This is a genomic window from Paenibacillus sp. 1011MAR3C5 (genome assembly GCF_003591485.1).
Taxonomy (GTDB): domain Bacteria; phylum Bacillota; class Bacilli; order Paenibacillales; family Paenibacillaceae; genus Pristimantibacillus.
Window position 1 is genome coordinate 217,720 of sequence record NZ_QZCF01000006.1, and the last position, 25,622, is coordinate 243,341.

27 protein-coding genes and 1 other annotated feature are annotated in these 25,622 nt (G+C 53.4%); of the genes, 6 read left to right on the forward strand and 21 right to left on the reverse strand.

Features of this window, described 5'->3' with window-relative positions; genetic code table 11:
• Positions 1 to 24: 24 nt before the first annotated feature.
• Positions 25 to 954, reverse strand: coding sequence for a phosphotransferase (locus D3P07_RS19075; RefSeq protein ID WP_119801846.1), 930 nt, complete (start codon positions 952 to 954; stop codon positions 25 to 27).
• Between the two features lie 105 nt (positions 955 to 1,059).
• Between D3P07_RS19075 and pepT the strand changes: the two genes are divergently transcribed.
• Positions 1,060 to 2,292, forward strand: a complete 1,233-nt coding sequence (pepT, locus tag D3P07_RS19080) for a peptidase T (protein WP_119802040.1) — start codon at positions 1,060 to 1,062, stop codon at positions 2,290 to 2,292.
• A 296-nt stretch (positions 2,293 to 2,588) separates the two neighbouring features.
• Here pepT and D3P07_RS19085 read toward each other — a convergent pair whose 3' ends face one another.
• From D3P07_RS19085 to D3P07_RS19100, 4 genes are all read right to left on the reverse strand, one after another.
• Entirely contained in the window at positions 2,589 to 3,281 is a 693-nt protein-coding gene (locus D3P07_RS19085; RefSeq protein WP_182914401.1) for a lysoplasmalogenase, read from the reverse strand.
• Between the two features lie 294 nt (positions 3,282 to 3,575).
• Positions 3,576 to 4,880, reverse strand: coding sequence for a D-arabinono-1,4-lactone oxidase (locus D3P07_RS19090; protein ID WP_119801848.1), 1,305 nt, complete (start codon positions 4,878 to 4,880; stop codon positions 3,576 to 3,578).
• On the reverse strand, positions 4,877 to 6,064 hold the full coding sequence (locus tag D3P07_RS19095; RefSeq protein WP_119801849.1) for an amino acid deaminase/aldolase: 1,188 nt from the start codon (positions 6,062 to 6,064) through the stop codon (positions 4,877 to 4,879). Before D3P07_RS19095 ends, D3P07_RS19090 begins: the two co-directional genes overlap by 4 nt.
• An 82-nt stretch (positions 6,065 to 6,146) precedes the next feature.
• Entirely contained in the window at positions 6,147 to 7,091 is a 945-nt protein-coding gene (locus D3P07_RS19100) for a helix-turn-helix transcriptional regulator (protein ID WP_119801850.1), read from the reverse strand.
• Between the two features lie 119 nt (positions 7,092 to 7,210).
• Here D3P07_RS19100 and D3P07_RS19105 point away from each other — a divergent pair, with 119 nt between their 5' ends.
• Complete coding sequence (locus D3P07_RS19105) at positions 7,211 to 7,966, forward strand: alpha/beta fold hydrolase (protein WP_259391592.1); 756 nt, start codon at positions 7,211 to 7,213, stop codon at positions 7,964 to 7,966.
• Between the two features lie 107 nt (positions 7,967 to 8,073).
• Here the strand turns inward: D3P07_RS19105 and D3P07_RS27635 are convergent, their stop codons facing one another.
• The 7 genes from D3P07_RS27635 to D3P07_RS27160 form a co-directional block, all read right to left on the reverse strand.
• Positions 8,074 to 8,196, reverse strand: coding sequence for a hypothetical protein (locus D3P07_RS27635; protein WP_259391593.1), 123 nt, complete (start codon positions 8,194 to 8,196; stop codon positions 8,074 to 8,076).
• Positions 8,197 to 8,232: 36 nt separating this feature from the next.
• On the reverse strand, positions 8,233 to 8,724 hold the full coding sequence (locus D3P07_RS19110; RefSeq protein ID WP_119801851.1) for a hypothetical protein: 492 nt from the start codon (positions 8,722 to 8,724) through the stop codon (positions 8,233 to 8,235).
• A 27-nt stretch (positions 8,725 to 8,751) separates the two neighbouring features.
• Positions 8,752 to 9,276, reverse strand: coding sequence for a hypothetical protein (locus tag D3P07_RS19115; protein WP_119801852.1), 525 nt, complete (start codon positions 9,274 to 9,276; stop codon positions 8,752 to 8,754).
• A 143-nt stretch (positions 9,277 to 9,419) separates the two neighbouring features.
• Positions 9,420 to 11,213 carry an ABC transporter ATP-binding protein gene (locus D3P07_RS19120; protein ID WP_119801853.1) on the reverse strand — a complete coding sequence of 598 codons (1,794 nt, stop codon included), beginning with the start codon at positions 11,211 to 11,213 and terminating at the stop codon, positions 9,420 to 9,422.
• Positions 11,214 to 11,255: 42 nt separating this feature from the next.
• Positions 11,256 to 11,543: a lasso peptide biosynthesis PqqD family chaperone gene (locus tag D3P07_RS19125; protein ID WP_119801854.1), complete on the reverse strand. Its 288-nt coding sequence runs from the start codon at positions 11,541 to 11,543 to the stop codon at positions 11,256 to 11,258.
• A complete protein-coding gene (locus tag D3P07_RS19130; RefSeq protein ID WP_119801855.1) occupies positions 11,509 to 12,510 on the reverse strand; it encodes an aldolase in 1,002 nt (333 codons plus the stop codon). The genes D3P07_RS19125 and D3P07_RS19130 overlap by 35 nt, the downstream gene beginning before the upstream one ends.
• A gap of 81 nt (positions 12,511 to 12,591) precedes the next feature.
• A complete protein-coding gene (locus tag D3P07_RS27160) occupies positions 12,592 to 12,741 on the reverse strand; it encodes a paeninodin family lasso peptide (protein ID WP_182914402.1) in 150 nt (49 codons plus the stop codon).
• A 561-nt stretch (positions 12,742 to 13,302) separates the two neighbouring features.
• Here D3P07_RS27160 and D3P07_RS19145 point away from each other — a divergent pair.
• The 3 genes from D3P07_RS19145 (at position 13,303) to D3P07_RS27165 (ending at position 16,451) form a co-directional block, all read left to right on the forward strand.
• Positions 13,303 to 14,037: an SDR family oxidoreductase gene (locus tag D3P07_RS19145; RefSeq protein WP_259391594.1), complete on the forward strand. Its 735-nt coding sequence runs from the start codon at positions 13,303 to 13,305 to the stop codon at positions 14,035 to 14,037.
• Positions 14,038 to 14,083: 46 nt separating this feature from the next.
• Positions 14,084 to 14,301: a binding site (T-box leader), on the forward strand.
• A gap of 46 nt (positions 14,302 to 14,347) precedes the next feature.
• Complete coding sequence (locus D3P07_RS19150) at positions 14,348 to 16,234, forward strand: arginine--tRNA ligase (protein ID WP_119801857.1); 1,887 nt, start codon at positions 14,348 to 14,350, stop codon at positions 16,232 to 16,234.
• 25 nt (positions 16,235 to 16,259) lie between these two features.
• Positions 16,260 to 16,451, forward strand: a complete 192-nt coding sequence (locus tag D3P07_RS27165; RefSeq protein WP_182914424.1) for a hypothetical protein — start codon at positions 16,260 to 16,262, stop codon at positions 16,449 to 16,451.
• Between the two features lie 16 nt (positions 16,452 to 16,467).
• Here D3P07_RS27165 and D3P07_RS19155 read toward each other — a convergent pair whose 3' ends face one another.
• From D3P07_RS19155 to D3P07_RS19165, 3 genes are all read right to left on the reverse strand, one after another.
• Positions 16,468 to 17,733: a cell wall-binding repeat-containing protein gene (locus D3P07_RS19155; RefSeq protein ID WP_119801858.1), complete on the reverse strand. Its 1,266-nt coding sequence runs from the start codon at positions 17,731 to 17,733 to the stop codon at positions 16,468 to 16,470.
• A 135-nt stretch (positions 17,734 to 17,868) separates the two neighbouring features.
• Complete coding sequence (locus D3P07_RS19160; protein WP_119801859.1) at positions 17,869 to 18,951, reverse strand: sensor histidine kinase; 1,083 nt, start codon at positions 18,949 to 18,951, stop codon at positions 17,869 to 17,871.
• Positions 18,948 to 19,640 carry a response regulator transcription factor gene (locus tag D3P07_RS19165; protein WP_119801860.1) on the reverse strand — a complete coding sequence of 231 codons (693 nt, stop codon included), beginning with the start codon at positions 19,638 to 19,640 and terminating at the stop codon, positions 18,948 to 18,950. The genes D3P07_RS19160 and D3P07_RS19165 overlap by 4 nt, the downstream gene beginning before the upstream one ends.
• Before the next feature lie 229 nt (positions 19,641 to 19,869).
• Between D3P07_RS19165 and D3P07_RS19170 the strand changes: the two genes are divergently transcribed.
• Entirely contained in the window at positions 19,870 to 20,907 is a 1,038-nt protein-coding gene (locus D3P07_RS19170) for an LLM class flavin-dependent oxidoreductase (protein ID WP_119801861.1), read from the forward strand.
• Between the two features lie 62 nt (positions 20,908 to 20,969).
• On the opposite strand, the gene D3P07_RS19175 is transcribed toward D3P07_RS19170, so the two are convergent.
• The 6 genes from D3P07_RS19175 to D3P07_RS19200 all read right to left on the reverse strand — a co-directional run bounded on the left by D3P07_RS19175 (position 20,970) and on the right by D3P07_RS19200 (position 25,465).
• Complete coding sequence (locus D3P07_RS19175; protein ID WP_119802043.1) at positions 20,970 to 21,806, reverse strand: YitT family protein; 837 nt, start codon at positions 21,804 to 21,806, stop codon at positions 20,970 to 20,972.
• Positions 21,807 to 22,019: 213 nt separating this feature from the next.
• Entirely contained in the window at positions 22,020 to 22,670 is a 651-nt protein-coding gene (locus D3P07_RS19180) for a TetR/AcrR family transcriptional regulator (RefSeq protein ID WP_119801862.1), read from the reverse strand.
• A gap of 186 nt (positions 22,671 to 22,856) precedes the next feature.
• Positions 22,857 to 23,240 (reverse strand): hypothetical protein, encoded by a 384-nt coding sequence (locus D3P07_RS19185; protein ID WP_182914403.1) that lies wholly within the window; start codon positions 23,238 to 23,240, stop codon positions 22,857 to 22,859.
• 136 nt (positions 23,241 to 23,376) lie between these two features.
• A complete protein-coding gene (gene greA, locus D3P07_RS19190; protein ID WP_119801864.1) occupies positions 23,377 to 23,856 on the reverse strand; it encodes a transcription elongation factor GreA in 480 nt (159 codons plus the stop codon).
• Positions 23,857 to 23,915: 59 nt separating this feature from the next.
• A complete protein-coding gene (locus tag D3P07_RS19195) occupies positions 23,916 to 24,257 on the reverse strand; it encodes a zinc ribbon domain-containing protein YjdM (protein ID WP_119801865.1) in 342 nt (113 codons plus the stop codon).
• Positions 24,258 to 24,583: 326 nt separating this feature from the next.
• Positions 24,584 to 25,465, reverse strand: a complete 882-nt coding sequence (locus D3P07_RS19200) for a VOC family protein (protein ID WP_119801866.1) — start codon at positions 25,463 to 25,465, stop codon at positions 24,584 to 24,586.
• Positions 25,466 to 25,622: the final 157 nt, after the last annotated feature.

Consider the following 25,622-nt stretch of genomic DNA (forward strand, 5'->3'; position numbering starts at 1 on the left):
ACGGATCACACCGTCTCCCCTTTCTTATACGTTATGCCTATTAGCCAGCGCGCGATTGACGAAGCCGGCATGGCGCTCCCGCATGATGCGTTCGACTTCCGGCTCCAGTCCCCAGCTGGATAGGCGAGATGCAGGCCGGAGCGCCGCGCACAAATCCCAATAGGACAAGCCTCCGTAAGCCAAGTGAGGCATCTCCGTCTGATATTGCCGCGTGAAGGCTTCCATCGCTTCTTCCCCGCATACCCAGAGCAGCTCCAGCCTGGCATTGCCGACATCCGACAGCGGGTCGCCCCACGCAGCGTCCTCCCAGTCGAGAACGGCGGCAATGGAGCCGTCCTTCCACAGCACATTCCCTGGCCAATAATCACCGTGCAGAATACCATCTTCGTTCCGGTGCATATTCGGCCATCCTTGAAGGAGCGCTTCGCGAATGATCCCCTCGCTTAACGAATCATCCAGCTGTTCGGGTGCGGAACGCAGCTTATTGGCCATAACGTCGTACATATCAGCCAAAAAAGGAAGCTCCGAGCGGCTGACCGCCACTCGATGAATAGCCGCCAACTGACTGCCTAACTGCCCTGCATACGGCACAGCTTGCTTGGGCTGCAGCTCGGCGCTGCCTTCTAGGTATGCAGCCACGATGTACGGACCAGAAAGAATGGCGCTGGATTGATCATAATACACAGGCTGCGCAACAGAAACGCCATGCTGCTTCAACAGCTGGAGCAGCTCGAATTCATGCCTGGCAATGTCAGCGTCTCTTCTCAAATCGGCTTCGCCGTGCTGACGAACGACGTAACGGCTTATCGCGCCATCTCTAGCCGCGACTTCTATATAAGTAGTCGAGGCTGATACGCCTCCCGTCAATGCTCGGTACTCACGCAGCTCCCCTTCCGGATTAAGCTTCCGAGCGATTTGAGCGTACAGAGCGCGTTCATGCTTCTGGTTTATCATCTTGCTCCTCACTTTCTGACTGTCAAGCGGTCGCCTTTCATTTGATCCCTGCTTTATATTATACTTTGCTTGAAGATGAATATAGGAGATGAAATAACCATGTCGATGAGACAAGAGCTGCTTTCCCGGTTTTTCACATATGTAAAAGTCGACACCCAGTCGAACGAAAGCAACGAGCAATGCCCGTCCACGCCAGGCCAGCTGACGCTTGGCCGCATGCTGGTCGAAGAGCTGAAGGCAATCGGCATGAGCGACGTGACCGTTGACGATAACGGATACGTGATGGCGACACTGCCTGCCAACACCGATAAAGACGTAAAGACAATCGGCTTCATGGCTCATCTCGATACAGCGACGGATATGACCGGGGCAGGCGTTAATCCGCAGGTTGTCGAGAACTATGACGGCGGAGACATTGTACTGAATGAAGCTCAACGGATCATCCTGTCCCCGTCGGAATTCCCAGAGCTGCCCGGCTATAAAGGGCATACCCTCGTCACAACCGACGGTACGACGCTGCTCGGCGCCGATGACAAGGCGGGCATGACCGAGATTATGACGGCTATGGCGTATCTGATTGCTCATCCTGAGATCAAGCACGGTAAAATCCGCGTGGCCTTCACGCCAGACGAAGAGATCGGACGCGGCGCCCACCGCTTTGACGTCGATGCCTTCGGCGCTACCTACGCTTATACGATGGATGGCGGTCCCCTTGGCGAGCTGCAATATGAAAGCTTCAACGCCGCCGGTGCCAAAATTACGATTCAGGGCAAAAACGTCCATCCTGGCACGGCAAAGAACAAAATGATCAACGCGCTCAAAATCGCGATCGAGTTGAACAGCAAGCTTCCTGCGAATGAAGCTCCTGAGCATACGGAAGGCTATGAGGGCTTCTTCCACCTGATGGCACTTGAAGGCGATGTGGAGCAAGCATCGCTCAGATATATTATCCGCGACCATAACCGCGATCTCTTCAATGGACGCAAGGAACGCTTGTCCAGCATCGTACAAGAGCTGCAAGCCCAATATGGCGAGGGACGCATTCAACTGGAGATGAAGGACCAGTATTACAACATGGGCGAGAAAATCGAGCCGGTGAAAGAAGTCGTCGACATCGCGCATGAGGCGATGGTCAATCTCGGCATCACCCCGATCGTCGAGCCGATTCGCGGCGGCACGGACGGCTCTCAGCTTTCCTTCAAGGGACTGCCTACGCCGAATATCTTCACAGGCGGCATGAACTATCACGGCCGCTACGAATATGTCTCGGTCGATCATATGGAACTGGCCGTCAAGACGATCGTTGAGATCGTCCGCTTATATGAGGCGAAGGCTTAACGCCGATACTTGTGAGATCACCCCGCAATGCCCTCCTCGGCTTGCGGAGGCGATTTTTTGTTGGCTTCATGATTCGATTCAGGAGTCATTGGCGCTGTTTGGCAGGGTGCGCTCTCTTGCATATCCGGCTCCGCTTTCCAACCGTCAAACAGCAGGTATCGGCAGCAATTAAACGATTCTCGCAACTCTATATTTGGGTTCCGCCGTTTGGGCATTTAAGCGTTATGCGCACATCCAAAGCACAAAGACGAAGCTACCCGTCAGTCGATGGAGGGGGCTTCGTCTTATGCCGCTCTTCAATGCGCGTTCAATGGAGGAGCTTGCCCAGTGGTTCGCCATATCTTCAAGCTGCCGGAGATGCTGCCTGCGAGGAACAACTGAGCAGCGAAATAGGTCGACATGATCAACAGCCCGGCGGAAGGAACCGCCTCTACAAACTTATTCCACGCCAGCACAGAATCCGAGATAACGAAGAGCAGCGCCCCGATGACGGCATACCTGTTGCCGCTTAGGATTGCCGTCCAGAACATCAAGCCGATGACGATTATGTAGCACAGAACCGGAAGCCATAGCCCGCTCTTCGAATCATCGGCGATAAGAATCGTATGGAATTTGTTAGCCATCCAGATGCAATACACGACGATCGGAATGCCTGCCAGCCAGCCGAGCAGTGAACCTCTCAGACGTGTCAGCATGGCAGCTGTATAGAACAGATGGCCTGCAAGGAAGGAAGCTAGCCCTAATGTAAACCACTTGTCGCCGGACATGAGCAGAAATGCGTCCCCGCCAATGCTGAAGATAAGCCCCGTGACAACAAGCCCCTTGTACACTCGCGACGTCCTTCCTGGATGGGACGTGACGGCCAGCGTTATGATTAGCGTCATGGGAAGCAGCTTGAATACCCAATGCAGCGGCTCGCTGTTGACCGACAGTGTAGCGAGATGAATCAGTCCTGTCATTACAATTAACCCAAGCAACCATCTGGACATGAGAAGATCTCCTCCTAAGCCTCTATACATCGTTCGATCGTATAACTATGCTCAGTATACAGAATGGCCCGGAGCTGGAACAGATCTATTTAAAGCGTTTTCTTACAAGTGAGTCCGGTTGTCGTAGATACCGCACCCCTTCTGTCATGAACGCTCGCGGCTCATTCACCGTAATAACGATTATCAACGCTTGCTTCCGTATTCCAAAAGCACCTCGCACTCAATCGGCTGCTATAAATAACATCGTATTCCTTAGCTAGCGGGTAGAGTGATGCGATGTTTTATGTAAATAAGTTATGCATCGAACAGCTTTTCGATATAGGGATTCAGAAGGATTCGATCCGGGTCAAGGTTTGTCCTCACCCTGTGGAAGGCCTCCCACATCGGATACCGCTCTTTGAGGCGTCCGCTATTCAGCGTATGCAGCTTGCCCCAATGCGGCCTTCCTCCATAACGAAGAAAGATCTCCTCCATCGTTGCAAAATACGCCTCATACGGCATTCCCTTATACATATGTACAGCGATATAAGCGGAATCCCTGCCGTAAGACGGACTCAGCCAGATATCGTCGCCCCGGACATAACGGCATTCCACGGGAAAGTGGACGCGGAACTTCATGCGGGCCATCGTCTCCCGCATCTCTTCTATTGCCGGAACCATCGCTTCAGCGGGAAGGTTGTATTCCATCTCATTGAACCGGACGAGCCGCGCCGTAGCGAACAGCTTATGGCTGTACTGCACCTTCCGTCCGACCGGCACCTGCGAAGCGGACAGCCTGCTGATCACGGCGCTCGACTTTGGCACTCTGCGGCATATGCCGGACAACAATCCGAATACGGCATTCTCGACGACAACATCGCCTATGTAATCTCTTACTTTGCGGTTAGATGGAGGCATGTCTGTCTCATTCATCCGCTTGATCTGACAAGGGTCGGCGTAGGGGAACCAATAAAACTCGAAGTGGCGATTCTCTTCGGCGAGACGGACCGACTCTTGCAGGCATTGTGTCAGGGGCATGCGGCTGCTCACATATTCCAGCTTATAAGCCGGTCTCAGTCTAAGCGTCACTTGCACGATAATGCCCAGTGCGCCAAGCGATACCTGCAGCGCCTTGAACCATTCCGGGTGGGACTCCGCCGTACAAGCCAGAACCTCGCCTTGCCCCGTTACAACCGTCACGCCAACGACTTGGGTCGAGATGGTGCCCAGCCCGCGTCCGGTGCCATGCGTGCCTGTGCTAATCGCCCCGGCGATGGACTGTACGTCGATATCGCCCAAATTTTCTTGCGCGAGCCCATGTCCGAACAGCTCTTCGCCCAGCCGCTTAAGCTTGGTGCCGGCCCATACCGTTGCGGTGCCCGCTTCAGGATTCACCTCTACAATGCCTTGCAGCTGATCGAGCGAGATGAGCATATCATCGCTGGCGGCAACCGCCGTGAAAGAATGGCCAGATCCGACCACACGCAGCCGCCTTCCTTCCTGTCTGCAGCGGAGGACCGCCGTTGTCACCTCGTCGATAGAGACGGGCAGCAGCACCTCGCGCGGCGACGCCTTCACCGAGCCCGACCAATTAGACCAGCCTGCAGCATTCCGCTTCATAAGAAACACTCCCCCATCCCCCGATAGGTTACGTATTGCCCAACCAGCTCCCCTTTCGATACCGCGTACAGCACCGGGAATCGCTCGCACAGCTCGCCCGCCTTTGCATGGCGGAAGAACACCGGATCGCCAATCCCAAGCCGCACACTCTTGGGACATCGCAGCGGCGTCTGCACCTCGCCCGCACCTTCCAGCGGCAGCAAGGACAGTCCTTCCGGCAAATACGGCTTCGGCAGCTTGTCAGCCCCGGCTGCCCCGGACGCGGTATAACCTCCTCCAAGGCAAGTGACAATATCTTCGCTCGGCCGGCGCACGATTTCTATGGCATAGCCCGCAGCGGGCTGATAACGGAACGACTTATAGTTGTCGAACAACCCCGGCGAATAAAAGCCAGATCCCGCCGTAAGCTCCGTCACCCACGGCTCTTGGCCCGAGCTGTCCAGGCTGCCAGTGCCTCCGGCGTTGACGAATCGCAGCTTGACGCCCAGCTCCTCAATGCCGCGCACAGCTTCCTCCCGTCTGCGCGAAACCTCGGTTATGGCACGCTTCTTCAGCCATCGAATGAGTCCGTTGCGCATGGCCGTTCCCGGCGCATTGTCGCCTACGCCCGCGATCTGGGCTTCGTAGCCCATTAATCCGTCCAGTATGAGCCACGCGGATTGGGTGATCCGTTCCGCAACCGGCTTCATGTGCGCCCATGTCGATAGAGGAGAACGCCATACACCGAAGCGCAAGCCTGGATATGATACCGACAGATCAAGATCCAGACATAACGGCACGATAACGCCCCGCTCCTTGGCACGGCGCTCAAGCTCCGCGACATGCTCTACGCAATCCACCATAAAGGAGATGGTTCGGCCATCCGCTATCCAATCGAGCAACCGATCTATGGAAGAGGACATTCCTTGCGGATAGCCGATCAGCAAGTCATCCAGCCCCTGGGCCGCCAGAAACACCGCCTCCGCTGCCGTATAGCACATAACCCCGCGGTAGCCCGGATGCGCCTCCAGTATCTTGTTGAGCATGCCAACCGACCGAATCGATTTGCTTGCAATCCGGATATGCTTGCCTCCTGCCGCATGGGTGATAGCTGCGATATTCTCTTCCAGCCTATCGACATCTACAAAAGCGAACGGCAGCGTCAAGCCAGCAAAAGCTTCCTTATATTCGGCATATGTCCCCAATTACGCTCAACTCCTCAGAGTTCCGTACTGTACCTGCAACGTTATGCCTCATTCTATTCTGAATAGAGGGATCATTTTCCTCTTATTTGTCATAATGGGGCAGCATAGCCTGAATCTTGCTCCTTATATAGACAATCGCCTCCTCCGGGCCTTCCACTACAGCCTCCGCTCCTAGCGACCATAGGAGGTCCCCGTAGAAAGGAATATCCTCCTGCGGAATCGGAATGACCGCCTTGCCGCTCCCGTTCTCGAAGCGCTCCATGTAAGGAGAGAAACGAGGATTGGCCTCCAACTCCCACGCCCCTCTTGCTGTCAAAGACACACGTAGTTCAACATGCGCAAGGCTGCTCTTATCAGGTTTGTCCTGCAGCGTCAGCTGTGCAATCTCATCCACATACGGCACATCCTCGTTCCATTCAGCCGAGAGGATACGATCCGCCCGGAACTGCCTGATCTCCTTGCGCTGCATGCAATAGGCGGGACAATACCAATAGCCGGAGCTGGCATATAACCCGATGACCTGGATATCGCGTACCGACTCCCCCGACTCTGACCGATAGCGAATGGTAACGATCTTTCGCTCCATGATACTCAGCAGCAGCATACGCAGCACAGCCTCCGACATCGGCCGCTTCGGACTCCAGATCATGATCCTTTCTTTCATCGTATCGATCTTCTCCCTCATATCAGCGGGCAAATAATGATAGAACTTATGGAGCGCGGAATCCGCCCCTTCCCCGAACGGAAGCGATCCCAGAAATTGCAGCGAGTGGCAGGCAAAAAAAAGCGCCACCGCTTCGCCTTCCGTGAAGCTGATCGGCGGAAGCAGCCGCTCCCGGAGCAGCCTGTAGCCGCCTCCCCGGCCTTGAACCGAATAGATGGGAATGCCAAGCTCGCTTAATTCCTGCAAATCTCTCGTAATCGTCCGCATAGATAGGCCAAATTCGTCGGCAAGCTCTCGCACCGTAAACGATCGCCTGGCATTAATCATCATAATCATCTGGATCAGGCGCTGCGATTTCTGCATGAGCTCCACCCTTTCTTGATTCATTCGATCATACCATATAAATAAGACAGGATTTGTCTTGTTTATAGGTTAGGATGAAGTCATAGGAAAGATAGAATACTAGTCCAAAGGGTGATGATATGAACGCAAAAAGCATGAAAGCTATGAATGAACGTATCGGAGTTGTATGTATTCATGGAGCAGGATTAAAAGGAGAAATATGGCAAAAGACTTCGCAGTATATAGAAGCCCCCAGCCTGTTCATTGATCTGCCCCTGAGAAGCGGTACGGATGAAGTGCGCTGCAAGCTCACCTTCCTGGATTATTGCGCGGAGGCCACACGTCAAATTGAGAGCTGGCCTGTCCGTAAGTTCATAATCGTCGCCCATTCCATCGGGGGATCGATTGCGCTGCGGCTGGCAGAGGACTTGAAAGACCGGGTGGTCGGGCTCGTCGCGGTCAGCGCCGCTATCCCGCGCGACGGAGGATCATTCCTCTCCTCGCTGCCCTTTCTCAAACGGATGGCTTTTGCGGCTGTCATGAAACTGGCTGGCACCAAGCCTCCGGGTTCGGCCATTCGCTCCGGGTTATGCAATGATCTACCCCGTTCGCAATCCGACGCTGTCGTGAACAGTTTTGTGCCTGAGGCCAAGCGTTTATACTTCGATCGGACGGATGCGCCTATTCCGGCTATTCCGAAGTTCTATATCAAGTTGATGAAGGATCAAGAGTTCACCCCGGTGTTCCAAGACCGTATGGCCGCTAATCTTGCCGCCGATCACGTTATAGAGCTGCAAGCCGGCCATCTGCCCATGCTGAGCAATCCTTCCGGACTTGGGGCCATCCTGCAAGGATTGCTGGAGCATCTTTCAGGCACTCAAGGCTCAAATTCATAGCCGGAAGACCTATTGGCGCCAACGCAAAAAAACAGGCAAGAGCATTCCGCAACAAATGCTCTTGCCTGTTTAATTGCGGCCTGGCCCTATCGGGCAAGCTCAGCCTCTTACTTGCTGGAAGCTGCGGAAGTTCTAACTTGCTCGTTCGCTTTCAGAACGTTCAGAACGTCGATACGGCCAAAGCCGCTGCCCTTCACGATTTCCTTATTAAAACCAAATGTTGGTACCATTGTTTTCACCTCCTTCAAGAATAATGGGCTGCCGGTCTATTCCAATCTCAAATAGGCCTTTAGCCTGTACAACTCCGAAATATAAATCAGCTCCGGCTCGTCATAGCTTTCTCTCTCTCCCGCCGGATCGGCAAACTTCCTGTACAGCCGATTCAAGTACCGGTTCTCGGCTAGCACGTGAAAGCGAAAGCGGCGTACGGACGGGTAATCCCGGCACACAAAACGGACCATGTCGCGAAATCCCTCGAAGAACACCCGGCTGCTGCGGTATTCTTCCAACAGGATAGCTGATTCGATAAACGCCGTGTCCGTATCTGCTTCATAATAATATTGAGTAAATCCGATCAAATCGCCTGTGCCATTCTCAACCAATAAGATATGACAGGATGGCAGAGTCATCAGAATATGAGCCGACGCCGAATCGATCGTATAATTGCGGCGAAACTGCCGCCTATGCACGATATAGAAGCCTGCGAACCTGGCATAATCGGAATCGCGCTCACAAAGCTTGATCTCCGCTCGAATCATCAGTCGTCCTCCTGAATCTATACTGTCTTAAGCGAGTGTCATAGGCCGAAACTTCTGCAAGTAGGCCTCCAAATCAGGCACCGGGGCCCTATAGGCCGATAGCCTGCCGAATTCCGACTCGGTCACCGACTCCAGTCCGGCGAACTTGGCCGCCAGGCGGTTGATGTAAGGCTCCTGCCCTGTCCAAAACACCAGCTCTGTTACACTGACGGGTTGATGCTTCAAATGATGAAGGAGAAACTGCAGTCCTTGCAGGAACAGCCTTGTTCCTCTATAAGCCATACCCAGATAGACAGCCTGAATCTGTACGACATGCTCATCCTCGTATTGCTTCTCGCCAGTTCCATGAATATAGCCAAGCGCCCCGACTATTTCGTTCTCCTCATCCAGGCATAGAATCGCTTCCCTTCCCAGCAGGACGGGACTTGCGATAAAGCCAAAAGTAACGATGAACGGATACGGCATGTTCAGATTTTCATAATGCCTCAACATAAAATCCAGGTACTTGGTCTGGTATACTTCGGTAGCGCATACGGAAAAGCTGATATCCATGACTTGCTACCCCCTCGTTCATCTATGCCAATTTTACTATTCCGACCGGATTCGCGTCTATCAACTAAATACTACTTTTTTTCTATTAAGTAAAAAATCCCCCATGTGGGGGATCATCTAGTGCTAATTGACTAACGTCCTGCTCAGCCGGTTGAATGTCCAACCATCCTGCCGAATAACCTGTTCCCATCGCCTGCCAAATCGTCATAGCCGCCGCGCTGCACAATTTCTCCTTGATCAAGCACAATGACTTGCTCCGCATGCTGAATCGTAGACAGCCGGTGTGCGATCACTATGATGGTCATTGTGCCCTTCAGACCGTCCAGCGTCTCCTTCACGCGCCTCTCCGTCACAGTATCCAGCGCGCTTGTCGCCTCGTCCAATATGAGAATAGTAGGCTTCCGCAATAGCGCCCGCGCCAGCACGATTCGCTGCCGCTCTCCCCCGGACAGGCGGACGCCGCGATCGCCAATAATCGTGTCCAGACCCTCGGGCAGTCCCTTAGCCAAGTCGCCCGCCGCCGCCAGCTCCAGCGCTTCCCACAGCTCCGCTTCCGTCGCACTCTCGTTCATCAGTATCAGGTTGTCACGCAGCGAGGCGTGGAATAGGAATGGATCCTGCGACACATAGCTGACTGAACGCCTAAGCGGCAGCAAATTATGCTCGCCGAGCGGCTGGCCGTCGACCAGCACTTCACCGCTCGCCGGCTTATGCAATCCCAGAAGCATATCGACGAGAGTGCTCTTCCTCGCGCCCGAGGGTCCGGCAATTGCCGTCATTTTCCCGGCCGGGATATGCACATGGATGTTGCTCAGCGCATACGGATACTCGCCATTCTCCCGGTAGCGGAAGCTGACGCCGCGCAGCTCCAGTCCATGCCGCAGCTCCAGCGCTCCGCCGCCCGCAAGGCTCCCGCTTCTCAACTCCTGCGATTCTGCGCACTCCTGCTGCATCTCGATCAGCGCCTCAAGTGACGGGACTAGCGCAGCTACACTCTCCAGACTGGACTGCATGCTCGAGACGACCGGCCACAAGCGGGAAAAAATAACGATAATAAGCAGCAGCTGCGCAGGCTGCGAATGAAACAAGCTGACCAGCACATAGACGAGCACCGCCAGCAGAATAGCCGACACAGCGCTATATATGAATTGGGAATTTGTTTTCATTTTCGTATAAGCTACCGCATTATGCTCGACCTTCAGAAGCAGGGCGTTCATCCAGTGGACATGCGCCCGCTCCAGCGTGTTGCTCTTAATATCCTTCATGCCGCCAAGATGATCGGTTACGCCGGCTTGATAGATTTTCGACAGCTCCAGATTGTCTTGGCCGAATTGCTTGGCTTTGCGGGTGAAATACCGGGAGAAAAGCAGCAAAATGGCCCCGCTCAACAACACTGCAAGTGTAATGATAGGAGAAAGCGCGACAGCCAAGCCGATCTTTACAGCTGCAAAGATAAGCGCGGAGATGAAGTCGAGCGATAATCCAATGCCTTTTTTCACCTGTGCGATCTCAATCGTCAGCATTTTAACCAAATCGGCGTTGCGGTTGCGCAGATAGAACGCCCAGTCGGCCCGCAGCAGATTGCCGTACGTTTCCTCGCGAAGCTTGCGGAGATAGCCCTGCTGAATTTTCTTGTCCACAATCGCTTGATGCCGGCCGATGAAGCTTTGCCCTACAAGGATAAGCACGTACAGCGCTAGAATAGCAGCCAGGCTTTGCATGAACGGTATGAGCTTGAACCATTCCAGCAAGCCGGCCAAGTAGCCATAGTCATCCGCTTTCAGCTCGATGAGGCCTGTTAAGCCAAGCAGTGGAATGATCAGCAGAATGCCTGCCGATTGCATCATGCCGATGACAAGCATGCCAGCGAAATTGAACACGAGCCTCCTGCCGGCAAAACGAAGCATATCCTTCATGAAATAAGCGATCGCTCTCATCGCCGCTTGCCTCCCTTGTCGCGGCGACCTGCCCAAGCATCCTTACGCCTCAACCCGAATCAGCCCTTCCCGGTACAGCTGCTCCAGAAAGTCCAGCACCCGCCGCTCGCACTCGGGACGCTCAACCGCATAATCGATCAACAGCGCATCCACTACTTGCCGGACCGTCGCTGCCCCTTCCAGCCGGGACCAAATATCGCCTCCGATATCCCCCAGGTTGTAATAAGCATACGTACCCGTATGCAGCAGCACCTTCTCCCCGTCCACATCTGATGCCAGATGATCCTCTGCCTGACTAACGAGACTGTCCATTGTTAATGCCGCGATCATAGCCCTGCTCCTCCTCTATATAGCCTACAATTAAATCCACTAACTCATGTGCCGTAAAATGGGTTGGTGCGCGCTTCAGCCTGTACGCCGGAATCTTCCTCACAAGAGTGGCTACGGCTCCAAAATGCCACTCTAATAGGCCAAGCGGCGGAATAATCGCCCGGTGGAAGGTATGCTGCAGCAAGGCCTGGAACTTCTCCGCCTTCTGTATGGGGTGGAGCGATACCCGCTCCTCTCCGCCGGGCTCCTTCACAAGCTCGAAAACACCGCCAAGCGGCAAGGCTTCGCGCTGAAGCCGCTCGACCGCTACCGCATATTTCATACGTCTCGCCACGCTATCGCCGCGCTGCACCTCGCGTTCATAGATTGTAGGCAAGCTGCTTCCATTCAGATCAAAGTGAGGCAGACACTCCTGCCATAGCTTCTGCTCCGGCAAGGCCGCCATAACCATAGGCGCTGCGCCGTCCCCCGGAATCGAGACCGGAATGACATCGTCGGTCAAAAAGCTGTAGCCGCGCTCCAGAAAGGCCCGCGTAAGCGTCGACTTGCCTGCGCCGGACTGACCTACGATGGCATAAGCCTGCCCTTGGATGGCTATTGCGCTACCGTGCAGGGGAAGTATTCGTCTCTGCAGCAGAAGAGCTGATGCCGCGTAGCCGTCCAAGAACAGACGCAGCTTCTCGATCGGGGGCTCTCCGATCGGCGAGACGATAATCTCATTGCCATCACGCACAAGATAGTAGGCGACGTTCTCAATGAGGAACAATACAAAATTCTCTTGAATGACATAGGCCTCATCTTCTCCTGCCAGCTCCGACCAAAGCGCCTCCAATGGGCCATAGGTCACATCTACGTCCAGGGACGTGTTCAAGTCGTCATCCAAATGCTGCGCTTCGGCCGGCGGGATGTCGCTTCTGAAGCGCAGGCCAAAGGCCGTATATCGGTAGGTCAGGGCAACAATCGTCATCAGAACCTCCTGTCAACGTAATAAGCCCCCATCCCAGCTAATATGGAATAAGGGCTTTTCTCACGGATATGTATGCGCTTACTAGCTGCCAAAGCCAATGCTGGGATCGGATCCCGGATTGGAACCGGAGCCGGAACCTGATCCTTTGCCGGGCTTATGCGGTTTTTTCTTCATTGTCATGCTCACATTCAGCACTTCCAACTGCGGTACCTTCCATTCCTTCTTCTCCAAGGCGCAACACCTCCTTCTGACGGATGGTATCATCCTGCATGAATAAGTACGGGAAGCGATTAGCGAATGATCCAATGTTCTCAATTAAGAACGATTGTGTCCTAATATTAAGGAAATTTTAAGATTTTGTCAATTTGTTTTTTAGTCCATTTAGAGGTGGTTGGACACTATAGTTAGGACTATGGAATGAATTCCATTCCAGGATTGATATACCAGTTACTTCTGATAAGAGAAAAGACTTGCGAATGTCCTGAGAAATGCACTTGGCATTCTACAGGAGCTGCCGCATCGCTTGCAGAATTAACTAGAAGCGGAGTAATGTCGTCGATTAAGGAGCCGTTTGTATGGAAGTCGAATTAAGATAGCTTTATGCCTCACTCCAAATCCCTCCTTTTCTTCCCATAGAGGAATGGTTGATCTTGAAAGCGAGATTCCGCAATACCACATCGCCTCTTATCTGGGCATTACACCCGTGGCGCTCAGCCGAATTCGAAGGCGCATAAACCTGGGTTAATGCGCCTTATTCTCCTCCGCTCTATAGTGATGCAAGGAGGAGTGGTGATGATGCAAGCAACCGGACATACCGTCCTGATTACGGGCGGAGCCTCGGGTATCGGATTGGCGTTAACTGAGCAATTCATTCAATACGGCAATAAGGTGATCGTCGTGGGGCAAAACAAACAGAAGCTGGATGCACTAAAGGATAGGTATCCAGCCGTCTCGACGTATGCATGCGATCTTCGCAGCAAAGATGCCATTCAGGGACTGGTCGCAGCGCTGTATGAGCGGCATCCGACATTGAATATTCTCATTAACAATGCGGGCATTCAGCATAATTACAACTTTATGAACGGCGTTGAAGCTGACTTGATCGAGGAAGAGATCGGGATCAATCTGACCGCCCCTATTCTGCTGATCGATCAGTTGCTGCCGCTGCTGGCTCGCCAGCCGCAATCAGCCATTATTAACGTGTCCTCAGGACTCGGGATTGTCCCCAAAAAATCGGCACCCGTCTACTGCGGCACAAAGGCTGCACTGCATATTTTCACCAAGTCGCTGCGCGATCAGCTCAGAGAATCACCTGTTCAGGTATTCGAGATCATACCGCCGATTGTGGACACTGCGATGACACAGGGCAGAGGCCGCGGCAAGTTATCGCCGGAGCAGCTTGCCGAACAATTCTTTCGCGATTTCCGGCGCGGCCGTCTGGAGATCGCCATCGGCAAGGTCAAACTATTGAAATGGCTGAATCGCTGGTTCCCTTCTGTAGCTGAAGCTATTTTGCGTCATTCATAAGGGGCTTGCGTTTTGCTGCCGAATCGTTATAATTGGTAAACATATCGAACAATCGACGATTGGGAGAGTAACTGCCAGCGGAAGTTCAAGCGAGCCGGGAGAGTGGGAGCCGGTACGGATGCAGCAGCGAAGCGGACCCATGAGATAGGCTTCTGAACCTTCAGAGTAGGAAGTCTCGGCTGCGGCCGTTATCCGTTAGAGTGGCTGAACGTTGCGTTCAGCAACAAGAGTGGTACCGCGAATGCATACGCCTTCGTCTCTTTTCCAAGAGACGGGGCGTTTTTTTATTTTGCCAAAGGAGGAAGCAAAGATGTTAATCGAATGGATGAGAACGCGCATAGCCGAGTCTGTGCTGAAATTGCATGAGGAATGCGGAGCGGAACGACCGGGAGAGCTGAAGATTAATGTAGAGCAGCCCGTGCACTTGGAGCATGGGGATTACTCGACGAATATCGCCATGCAACTGGCCAAGACGCTGCGCAAGCCGCCCCTGCATATCGCCGGGCTGCTGAAGAGCAAGCTGGAGAGCAATTCCGACTTCTCCGCTCTGGCTCGCCTGATCGAAGTTGCGCCGCCCGGCTTCTTGAATATGCATATCAACTGGAACGTCTGGGCCCGCGGCGAGTTCCATTCGCCTGCAGCTTCGCCTGGCGGCAAAGCGATTATCGAGCATACCTCGATCAATCCGAACAAATCCGCCCATATCGGCCATCTGCGCAATTCCTGTATCGGCGATACGCTTGCCCGTATTCTGAAGAAGACCGGCCGCGAGGTGGAAGTGCACAACTATATCGATGATCTGGGCAATCAGCTTGCCGATACCGTGGTTGGACTGCTTCATGTTCCGCTGAACAAGGACCACGCCCGCTTCGGCGACTTCTGCTGGGATATCTATTCCGGCGTCAACCGGGAGTATACGGCCGATCCCGTCAAACTTGGGGAACGGACGAATGTCCTTCATGCGTTGGAAGAAGGCGGCAATGGCTTGTCCTGGATTGGACTGCTCGTCGCTGAGCGTATTGTGCGCGAGCATCTGGAGGAGATGACGGCGTTCGGCATCGACTACGACTTGCTCGTATGGGAAAGTCAGATCGTAAGGGAAGGATTCTGGGAGGCGGCGTTCAAGCTGCTGAAAGATACTTCCTCCTTCGAGCAGGAGAAGTACGGCAAGCTGGAAGGCTGCTGGGTGCTCAGACAGTCGGCGGCTGGTACAGAGGAGACTCTGACAGAGGAGGCATCCGAGCAGCAGCATCAAATGGATAAGGTGCTGGTGCGCTCGAACGGCATTCTCACCTATACAGCCAAGGATATCGCCTACCATCTCTGGAAGTTTGGATTGCTGGACAAAGACTTCTCGTATCAGCCATTCTCGGATGGACTATGGTCGACGCATCATGGAGGCACCACGTCCTCTGCATACGGCAAAGCCGAAACCGTCATTAACGTCATCGACTACAGACAGCAGTATCCGCAGGCAATGGTGAAGCAAGCGCTGGAGGTGCTGGGATATACCGAGCAAGCAGATAAGCTTCGCCATGTCAGCTATGGGGTTGTGTCGCTGAGCCCCGCCGCTGCGGAAGAGCTTGGGATCGATGTTTCATCCGGCAAATCCTCCTATGCCATGTCCGGCAGACAAGGCGTAGGCATCAAGATCGCCGACCTGCTGGACCGGATGGAAGGCATCATTGATGAGAAGCGCTCGGACGCGACCGGATTGTCCAGCCGCATGATCGGAGCCGCAGCCATCCGTTATTACCTTCTTCGCTTCGCCTTATCGACGGAGGTTGTATTCGATCTTCAGCAAGCGACCGAGGTAACCGGCAATACCGGCGTATATCTCATGTACGCCTACGCCCGCGCGGCGAACATTATGGCCAAGACGGCAGCGAACGGCAGCAGCGGCCCCGTCTTTCCGGCAGAAGCGCAGCCGAAGGAGAATGCGGAGCTGGCTTTGATCCGCCATATCGCTTCTTGGCAGGATACGCTGCATGCCGCCGCCCGGGAGCTGTCTCCGACGATCGTCTGCAACTACGCCTACGAGCTGGCCTCCCTGTTCAATAATTTCTATGCGGCCTGTCCGATTCTGAAGGCCGATGAGGATACGAGGACTTACCGCCTATGGCTCGTCTCCTTGTTCCGGCAGACGATGGGCGAGGCGTTGGATGCACTCGGCCTGCCAGCGCCGACGCGCATGTAAGACGCCGGGCCAGAGGCCAGGATTCATGCATCCGCCACTCAAGTTGCGGGAGGCGCAGGCAGCTGCAGTGCGACCGGTACTAACTCCGCGATTGACAGCCCCGGGCACGAAGCAGCAGCACGCCGTTGGCGGCGGCAGTGTCGGGGAGAATAAGCTTGGTGCAAGGCACCCCAACAGTACAAAAAGAAGCCTCTACTCCGCGATTACCGTGGAATAGAGGCTTCTCTGCCGGGTTAATGATGGGAGCTTCCGCCCCCGCCTTCATTTTCGTCTTCACCAGATGAAGACTGCTCTCCATCTGCCGTTCCGCCGCCATGTGCTCCATGTCCAGCACCCGACTCCGAGACTATCTCCAGCATAGCGTCAATCTCACCTTGCGCTGCTTCAGACAGCTCGTCTGTCGAGCCTGTGAGCCAAGCGTGATTGTAAGGACCTTCAACCGGAGAGTTCTTGTACTTCGGCTGAACGGACATGACATAGGCCATGACGGAGTCCGGCATGCCCTTCTTATCGGTCCAGAGCAAAGGCGCATGCTTGCCCAGATGAGAGAAAGGGGCGGCTGCAAGAGCCAGCTCCGGCGAAGCCTTCGGCACGAAGGAGAAGTTATGGCCTGGCGAGTCAATGCCCCAGCCGAAGCCCGTCTCTGCGTCCTTGTACTTCGCGAACGCTACTGCGTTCTCGTAAGGATCATCCCCGGCAATGCGGACAACCTTTCCATATTGGCCCAGCTGCTCTTCGACTTTGGCCGATACGGCTGCTTCCGGTCCCAGAATATAGATATTTGCTTGTCCGCCGCGCGCGCTTAACGCTTCGATCGTTTCTTGGGGAATCTCGTCCTTCCGGACATACAGCAGCGGCTCCGGCATATGGGCAATCCAATTGACTGCCGGCATGGTGTACTCAGCGCTATCCATCGATCCCACAATTACGGATTGCGGCAGCTCCTTCGTCAAGTCAGCATAGTAGGCATCCACCGCCTTAGCGATAGCGGGAGCATTGATCCCTGCGATTCTGTCCGTCTTATAGCCAAGCGCTTTAATTTGAACCTCTACTTGCTCATCCAGATTGCCGACTAGCATAACTTGAATACCGTCGTTGCCCTCCACTCCTTTGGGACGAAGACGCTTCAGCTCCTGCAGCGTCACGTCCGGAACGCTGTCCTTATTGGCGAATAAGACGGGACCATCGTTGGGATGGTGAATGAGATTCGCACTGACAAGAGCCGTCTGCCAATCCTTCGGGTCGGCAATAATGACCCCCCCAGGTCGATTACTGTCCTTCGTTGCCATCCATAATGTCTGTGATACGATAGCCGCCGCTTCCGCAGGGTGGTCCGCATTGATCCGCGTCGTATTTTTGGAAGCGATCCACGACGCCGATAGCCTCCCCGCATTCTCCGCGCTGCCGGCATCCGCCACAGGCTTGTCCGCGCCGAAGCATCCCGTAAGCGTCACTAGAAGCGCGGCGGATACGATCCCCGCTTTCATTACATTTTTCATTATCCAAAGCCTCCTGCATCCAAAAAAGATCACCAAACGTCTCGTCTCTCTATCCTTCCCTTACTCCATGGCATAGAGACCTCCGCCGGTTAGGATAAGTATAGATCGAGGTTTTGAAGATCTTGTGTAGATCATCTACAGCTGCTTCGGAAGCTTGATATACATCGAAGTGCCTGCCTCGCCGCTTTCCGCATATAGGGTACCGCCATGCGCCGTCACCAGCTGTTTGACGATTGTAAGTCCGAGACCGCTGCCCCCGGTTCGGCGACTGCGGGATTTCTCCGCACGGTAGAACCGCTCGAAGATATAGGGCAGCTCCTCTGCCGGGATTCCGCTTCCGGTATCCTTCACCAGCAGGCTGACTTGCGCCCCCTCGTCGACCGCTTCTACGTAAACGGCGCCCCCTTGCGGGGTATGCTTCAGCGCGTTGCTAAGCAGATTCACCATAATTTGCATCATGCGGTTCGGGTCCATAGCCAATTGAAGCCCCGGGTCTGTCCGGCAAATGAAGTCAACGCCCTTTTCCCTGAATGCTGCATACACAAGATCGCCTGCCCGCCGGATTACCTCTTCTAGCGAGGCCATCCTGCGATCCAATTGGAAGGTGGGAGACTCCACATGCGTCAAGTCCTCCAGTTCCGCCACCAGCTCCGCCAGCCGCTCAATCTCTTCACAACAAGCATGGATACGCTCCGGTGTCGGAGCCCAAATGCCGTCCTCCATCGCCCGCATATGGCTCTTAAGCGTCGCCAGCGGCGTACGCAGCTCATGGGCGATATCCTCGGTCATCGTCACCCGAAGCTGCTCCTGCTGGCGAAGCTGATCGGCAAGCGAATTCAACGAGGCGCCAAGCTGCGCCAGCTCGTCCTCGCCCTTCACATGCACACGCGAATGCCACTGTCCGCTCGACATCCTCTCCGCAATTCGCTTCATATGAACAAGCGGCTCGGAGATGCGCCGCGCGACATAGAAGCCCAGAATAACAGCCAGCGTAATGGAACCGAGGCCCGTCCAGAGTATCGTCTGAATGAGTGCCTGCTCCAAATGATAGGCGAGCGCGCCGGCATTTCCATCCATGCCCGACGCTTCGTGCTGCTCCTGGTACATCGTGAAGTGATAGTGCGTCTCCAGCACGATGCTGATCGTCGCGATCGCGACAATGCCCGCAGCCAGTGCGATGATAACGAGTGCCAGCCGCAGATGAAGACGCCGCTTCATAGCTCTCCCCCCGCAAACCGGTATCCAGCTCCATATACCGTGACAATGTAGACCGGCGACTTGGGGTCGGGTTCGATTTTGGACCGGATATTTTTGACATGCTGATCGATCGTACGAATATCTCCTTCGAATTCATACCCCAGCACTTTCTCCACCAGCTCTTCGCGTGTGAAGCGCCGCTGCGGATGCTTCGCCAGTGCAAGCAGCAGCTTGTATTCATTCGGCGTCAAGCTTACCGCTTCGCCGCCGCAATATACATCATGCTTGAGCGAATCGATCACCAGATGGCCGCCATGGAATACCATGCGGTCGGCCAGCAGCTGGCCATCATCCGTACGGCGCAAGATCGCGCGCACGCGAGCCACGACCTCGCGAGGATCGAACGGCTTCACCACATAATCGTCCGCTCCAAGCGATAAGCCCCTGATCCGGTTATTCCCTGAGGCCTTGGCGGTCAGCATCAGAATCGGGATGGAATGAATCCGGCGTATCGCCTCGCACACCGATTCCCCGTCCATATCCGGCAGCATCAGATCCAGAATAATCAGGTCGGGCGGCTGCTCTTCGACGATCCGCAAGGCCTCCCGCCCCGTTCCCGCTTCTACACACCGGAAGCCCCCTTGGGCCAAATAAGAAACGATCACGTCGCGTATTTTATGCTCATCATCAACCACTGCGATTGTTTTCATGTCCATCCTCCATTAAGCATAGAGATACCTCCATTCTACCTTGGACTTGTGTAGATGCGATATAGAAGACGATGGCGGCGGCAATAATGTGCAAAGCGAATGGTTAGGACCGTGTAATGCGGACTGTTCTATGCCACAATAAGGAAGAGTCAGCTTATTAACTTACTATAATTGATTTACATTCATTTTTATAGTAATATGTATAAAAACAAAGGAGGCGTCGATTAGCATGGAAATTGGAATCAGTACGTTTATGGAAGCAACGCCGCACCCGGTCACAGGCGAGAAGATCAGTCATGCGGAGCGGCTGCGCAATGGGATAGAAGAGATTGTCCTTGCCGATCAAGTCGGCCTTGACGTATATGCCGTAGGCGAGCATCACCGCGCAGACTATGCGGCCAGCGCTCCGGCCGTCTTGCTTGCAGCGGCAGCATCCCGCACGAAGAACATCCGGCTCTCCAGTGCCGTAACGGTCTTGTCTTCGGATGATCCTGTTCGCGTATACCAAGCCTTCTCCACGCTGGACGGCATCTCGAACGGACGGGCGGAAATTATGGCTGGACGGGGATCGTTCATCGAATCCTTCCCGCTCTTCGGCCAAAGCCTGGACGATTATGACGAATTGTTCGAGGAGAAGCTGGAGCTGCTTCTTTCCGTACGCAAATCCGAGAATGTCACCTGGCGCGGAGGCCACCGCCCTGCCATTAACAATCGCGGTGTCTATCCGCGCTCCGTTCAGGAGCCGCTCCCGGTCTGGATCGGAACAGGCGGCAACCCGGAATCGGCCGTCCGCGCCGGCACATTGGGCTTGCCAGTCGTGTTCGCCATTATCGGAGGCATGCCAGAGCGATTCGCCCCGCTGGTGAACCTGTATAAGCAAGCGGCAATCAAAGCCGGGCATGATCCGCGGAAGCTGCAGATCGCGACACACTCACATGGTTTTATCGCCGATACGACCGAGGAAGCAGCGAATTCCTTCTTCCCATACACTCAAGCCCAAATGAACACAATCGGCCGTGAGAGGGGCTGGCCGCATTATGACCGCGAGGCATTCGATGCCGCACGCAGCTTAAGAGGCTCCCTGTATGTCGGCGACCCGGAATATGTAGCGGAGAAGATCCTATTGCTTCATAAGAACCTTGGCCTTACCCGCTTCTTCCACCATGTCGACATCGGCTCCATGCCGCATCGCGAAGTTCTGCGCTCTATCGAGCTGCTTGGCACAAAGGTTGTGCCAATCGTGCGCAAAGAGCTGGCTCGTTCGTAAACTGAAAACGCCGCCCCTGTATGGGACGGCGTTTTTGATTCCACTGTTATTGCTAACGCATGTTATTTCGATATATCGACAAATCCCTCGCCGAATACGTTGCGCACATCGTGAATCGTTATAAACGCATTTTTGTCGACCGACTTCACGATTTTTTTCAGCATGCTGACCTCGGGTTTGGTGATGACGATGTACAGAATATCCTTCGGTGTATTGGTGTAATTGCCTTTGCCGTAAAATACCGTTACCCCGCGGTCCATCACCTTGTTGACTCTCTCCGCAATCAGCTTCTGTTCGTTGGAGACGATCATAACTGCCTTCTGCGAGTTCAAGCCTTCAATAATAAAGTCCATTACTTTCGTGCCTACATACAACATGACAATCGTGAACAGCATGCCCTGAATGCCGATAATGAAATACGAAAGAAGCACAACGATTAGATCAAAGAACAGAAGCGCATAACTGATATTCCAGTCCAAATACTTGTTCATTATTCTGGCCAGGATCGTCGTCCCCGCCGTTGTGCCGCCTACCCGGATAATGATGCCGATGCCGATGCCGGTAAAGACGCCGCCGAAGATCGTATTGATCATCAGGTCATGGGTGGAGATCGTCCAGCTCTCCGTCAGATGCAGGAACAGGGAGTTGAACAAGACGGCAATGATCGTATAGATCGTTGTCGTTTTATCCAAAAATTTATAGCCGACAATAAGCAGGAATGAATTGATGATCAGGCTGACCAGGCCGGGTGACCACTGGAACTGATAATAAGCGATAATCGTCAGGCCGGTAACGCCGCCCTCGCCCAGATCGTTCGGGATGACAAACACATTGATCGCAACCGCAAAAATAAACGCGCCTACCATGATCATCAAAATGTCTATCAGTCGTTTTTTCATTTCGTTCACATGTCCTTTCGCCAGTGCTTTACCCATGATAAAAAAGCGAATACCGCAAGGGCATTCGCTTGAAGTTGTGTCGTTCATGCGTGTGCTTGTTAGGCCATCCCGATTATAGCAAATCAGCAAAAGTTCGGCAATTGAGCGGACTAAAGCGTGCATGATGCCATTGCCTGTACGAGGCACCACCGGTTGATGAGCCAGACGACGATTCTATGCTTTCAAATAATCCATCAAAATATGCTTGAGAACCGCAAGCTGTTTCTCCGGCTCCAAATCCGACTCCAGCCGTAAAATATTGCGTTGCAGAGACAACTTCCGCGAGAAGATCGCGAATGCGTTAATGACTGTCGTCAGCGTCTCGCGCACCGAGATATCGCCGCGCAAGGAGCCGTCCTCTTGGCCGTCTTGAATAATGCGCGAGAACATCAGCGATACCCGCCGATACAGACGATTGAACTCGTCTATGTCTTCCAACGGCTCATCCGAATGGGCGGCATAGTTCTCAAAGTCTTCGAGAAACTTGATGTTGCTGTCGCGGTGATTCGGAAGCGGCGCCATAAAGTAGTCAAATAACAAATCCATCTTCTCCAGACAGGTTTTATCCATCTCGCTAATCGTCTGGAATTCAAGGAATACCTCTTCGATCATTTTCGTTGCGACGGCTACGATCAGCTTCTCTTTCTTAGGAAAATACCGGAATAACGTCGCGATGCCGATGCTTGCTTCCTTCGCAATATGGTGCATCGTCGTCTGCTCGATGCCGTTCTCGGTAAATACGCGCTCTGCCGTCTCCAATATGACGTTTTCGCGATGCTGTTTCAGATCGCTCAATTCTTGCTTGTATCTTTTTTTTGGTTCCATTCTACTCGAACCCTCTCTGCCCATCCAATTTCTTCTTTATGCTATTATAGCTTTACATTTTTTCACTCGCAACAAGTGTTGAATTGCGATATTCATCATCCTTTACGCCATATCATAGTGATCGTTTGTGCCGAAGACAGCCGAGGCTCCCCCAGCCATTGCGAACCATGTTGACACAGATTCAGATCAGAAACCCGTAGAAGTGAGTACAGGCGTCAGCAAATACAACGCATCCCTTTGCTCCCGAATTGGAACAATCATAACCGGACCCCGGCTTCCCGTCAGCTGTAAGCTGACTTGCTCACTATGAATGCACCGCATAATTTCCGTCAGGAATGATCCATTCAGCGCTACCGAAAATACCTCTCCATGAACGGAAGCCAGCTGCACTTCATCCTCGACATCCCCGACCTCTGCCGTCTTCGCGAGCAGCTTCAGACGGTCGCCCAATACGGTCAGCCGGATCAGATTCCCTTCCGCCATTACGGAGACGCGCTCTGCCGACCGCTGCAAAGCCTTGCTGCTTAATCGAATCTCGGATTGGAACGATGCAGGCATCAGCTTAGCCACGCTTGGCATGCTGCCCGCAAGCAGATACCTGAATGAATCCTACACCGCGATGCTTCACCATTTTTGAAGGAACATAAAAAAAAGACAGGTCCAATGACCTGTCCCGCTTCTGTAATGCTGTTGTTGTTGCTATCACTTAGACTGCTTTAATCTCCAGCAGCTCATACTTGATGATGCCCATAGGTGCATCGACATTGATGGTATCGCCGACTTTTTTGCCCATCAGCTCTTTGCCGAGCGGACTTTCATAGGAAATCTTGTTGTCCGTGACATCCGCCTCCGCAGGACCGACTACACGGTACTCGATTTTCTCGTTAAATTCGATGTCGTTCAAAATAACCATGGAGCCAATGCTCACCTGATTACTGCTTAAGCTGCTGGCATCTACAACGCGTGCAATCTTCCGCATTCTCTCCAGCTGCAGGATTCTCGTCTCCATGAATGCCTGATCGTCCTTGGCAGAATGGTATTCGCTATTTTCTTTCAAATCGCCATAGCTGATCGCAACCTTCAGGCGCTCCGAAAGCTCCTTGCGCTTGACTGTCTTCAGCTCCAACAATTCTTCTTCAATCTTTGCCAAGCCTTCCGGCGTCAAAATCAATTCTTCTTTAGCCACTACAGATACTCCCCTTTCACAATCCAATCTTATTGTACCCTATTTGGCCTTACCTTTTCCTATATTTTCTTCACAAATTCCGATTTCAGCTGCATCGCGCCAAACCCGTCGATCTTGCAGTCGATATCGTGATCCCCTTCGATCAAGCGGATATTTTTGACTTTCGTACCGATCTTGATCACCGACGAGCTTCCCTTCACCTTCAAATCCTTGATGACCGATACGGTATCTCCATCATTCAATACATTGCCGTTCGCATCTTTAATCATCCGTTGCTCTTCAGCATGCTCCTCTTCCGCTGTCAGTGACCATTCATGCGCGCATTCCGGACAGACGAACAGATGACCGTCCTCATAGGTATACTGTGAATTACATTTAGGACAATTAGGCAGATTAGACATGTTATCGATCTCCATTGTTTTTATACTAGTATATCGGAACAAGTGCTGGAGATACAGACAAGCCAAGGAAACGATGGCCATTTCTGACAAATATCTGGGTGATCTTGCTCTACGGCTGAATGGGTACCAGACTTTGCGTTGTCGAATCGTGTCGGCAAGTCCGTACTGGCTAGCCTGCATCGCTATTCTTATCCCGAATGGAACTCCCGATTGCAGCTAATCGCCAAAGAAGATATCTGCAAAAAAAAAGAAGCAGTGCGCCACATCAGCACACCGCTTTATTTGAACATATTTCTTGCCTGCAGCGACGCGTCGCTAGCCAAGTCTCACATGCTGCAAATCGCCAGCGAGTTGCCCTCAGGATCATAAAAGCCGCTAATGCCATTCATCTGGATGCCCCGTCCCCGGAGCTGCTCCAGCATGGACTCGACATGATCCGTGCAGAAATCAATAACACTGTGTACGACCTTGGTATCCGATTGGCGGAAGGCCAAGCGGCGTTCGTCTTCCGTCTCGACCAGATATATATAGGGTCCGCTCAACCGTCCCCCTTCATTCAGATAAAGCATGGCGGACTCGCCGTTCCCGGACGGCTCGTCCAGCAGCCTCAAGCCAAAAACCGATGTATACCATTCAATTGACTTTCTTAAGTCTGTGACCGGTATTTCCACACCTGCAACGCCCCAAATATAAGAGTGACCCTTAAAGCCATCCAACTGAGCGCGGTCATTCCCCTCCGCATGTTCCGCCTTGCATACGCCCAGCGAATTGCCGTCCATATCCCGGAATCCGAAGCCTTGGCGATAGGGTTCCTTCTCCCAATCCACTTCGTTCACATCGGCATGGCGTTCTCTCAGAAAGCTGTAATAGCCCTGAAGATCATGCGTATATAGATCCACAACACTATGGGTATAGCCATAACGCGTACTATTGAATGTCAGCCTCGCCTTGTCATCCGTCTCTACAAGATATAGCGCAGGCGAACCCGCCGCTACAGGGTTGTCCCGAAAGTGCAGCATCGCGAACCGGTCACCTTCCTGCCAAAGCGCCTCCGGCTTTGCGCCCAGCATCTCTCCGTACCAATCCATGGAGCTTCGTAGGCTGGATACCGGAATTTCAATTGCGGCCAGGCCAGATACATGCCATCGTCTCTCTGCTTGATCGGGTTCAGCCTCAGATCCGTTCGCTCGCTTTGCTTCGTCCATCATTCGGAAACAACTCCTCGTTTTCTATTGTTTCTATTTTCCCTTGTCTAGATAGTCATATTTTCATATACTTAGTTCGTCGTCATTTGTAAAATACCTCTAGGATAGTTAAATTTCGTAATAAACCGTTCAATTAAAGCGAATGCTGGAACGATTCCTG

What these genes read in the sequence shown, in the direction of transcription:
- D3P07_RS19075 (WP_119801846.1), bottom strand. Translation starts at nt 954, where the DNA reads ATGATAAACCAGAAGCATGAACGCGCTCTGTACGCTCAAATCGCTCGG.
- pepT (WP_119802040.1), top strand. Translation starts at nt 1,060, where the DNA reads ATGAGACAAGAGCTGCTTTCCCGGTTTTTCACATATGTAAAAGTCGAC.
- D3P07_RS19085 (WP_182914401.1), bottom strand. Translation starts at nt 3,281, where the DNA reads ATGTCCAGATGGTTGCTTGGGTTAATTGTAATGACAGGACTGATTCAT.
- D3P07_RS19090 (WP_119801848.1), bottom strand. Translation starts at nt 4,880, where the DNA reads ATGAAGCGGAATGCTGCAGGCTGGTCTAATTGGTCGGGCTCGGTGAAG.
- D3P07_RS19100 (WP_119801850.1), bottom strand. Translation starts at nt 7,091, where the DNA reads ATGCAGAAATCGCAGCGCCTGATCCAGATGATTATGATGATTAATGCC.
- D3P07_RS19105 (WP_259391592.1), top strand. Translation starts at nt 7,211, where the DNA reads ATGAACGCAAAAAGCATGAAAGCTATGAATGAACGTATCGGAGTTGTA.
- D3P07_RS27635 (WP_259391593.1), bottom strand. Translation starts at nt 8,196, where the DNA reads ATGGTACCAACATTTGGTTTTAATAAGGAAATCGTGAAGGGCAGCGGC.
- D3P07_RS19110 (WP_119801851.1), bottom strand. Translation starts at nt 8,724, where the DNA reads ATGATTCGAGCGGAGATCAAGCTTTGTGAGCGCGATTCCGATTATGCC.
- D3P07_RS19115 (WP_119801852.1), bottom strand. Translation starts at nt 9,276, where the DNA reads ATGGATATCAGCTTTTCCGTATGCGCTACCGAAGTATACCAGACCAAG.
- D3P07_RS19120 (WP_119801853.1), bottom strand. Translation starts at nt 11,213, where the DNA reads ATGAGAGCGATCGCTTATTTCATGAAGGATATGCTTCGTTTTGCCGGC.
- D3P07_RS19125 (WP_119801854.1), bottom strand. Translation starts at nt 11,543, where the DNA reads ATGATCGCGGCATTAACAATGGACAGTCTCGTTAGTCAGGCAGAGGAT.
- D3P07_RS19130 (WP_119801855.1), bottom strand. Translation starts at nt 12,510, where the DNA reads ATGACGATTGTTGCCCTGACCTACCGATATACGGCCTTTGGCCTGCGC.
- D3P07_RS19145 (WP_259391594.1), top strand. Translation starts at nt 13,303, where the DNA reads ATGATGCAAGCAACCGGACATACCGTCCTGATTACGGGCGGAGCCTCG.
- D3P07_RS19150 (WP_119801857.1), top strand. Translation starts at nt 14,348, where the DNA reads ATGTTAATCGAATGGATGAGAACGCGCATAGCCGAGTCTGTGCTGAAA.
- D3P07_RS27165 (WP_182914424.1), top strand. Translation starts at nt 16,260, where the DNA reads ATGCATCCGCCACTCAAGTTGCGGGAGGCGCAGGCAGCTGCAGTGCGA.
- D3P07_RS19155 (WP_119801858.1), bottom strand. Translation starts at nt 17,733, where the DNA reads ATGAAAAATGTAATGAAAGCGGGGATCGTATCCGCCGCGCTTCTAGTG.
- D3P07_RS19160 (WP_119801859.1), bottom strand. Translation starts at nt 18,951, where the DNA reads ATGAAGCGGCGTCTTCATCTGCGGCTGGCACTCGTTATCATCGCACTG.
- D3P07_RS19165 (WP_119801860.1), bottom strand. Translation starts at nt 19,640, where the DNA reads ATGAAAACAATCGCAGTGGTTGATGATGAGCATAAAATACGCGACGTG.
- D3P07_RS19170 (WP_119801861.1), top strand. Translation starts at nt 19,870, where the DNA reads ATGGAAATTGGAATCAGTACGTTTATGGAAGCAACGCCGCACCCGGTC.
- D3P07_RS19175 (WP_119802043.1), bottom strand. Translation starts at nt 21,806, where the DNA reads ATGAAAAAACGACTGATAGACATTTTGATGATCATGGTAGGCGCGTTT.
- D3P07_RS19180 (WP_119801862.1), bottom strand. Translation starts at nt 22,670, where the DNA reads ATGGAACCAAAAAAAAGATACAAGCAAGAATTGAGCGATCTGAAACAG.
- D3P07_RS19195 (WP_119801865.1), bottom strand. Translation starts at nt 24,257, where the DNA reads ATGTCTAATCTGCCTAATTGTCCTAAATGTAATTCACAGTATACCTAT.
- D3P07_RS19200 (WP_119801866.1), bottom strand. Translation starts at nt 25,465, where the DNA reads ATGATGGACGAAGCAAAGCGAGCGAACGGATCTGAGGCTGAACCCGAT.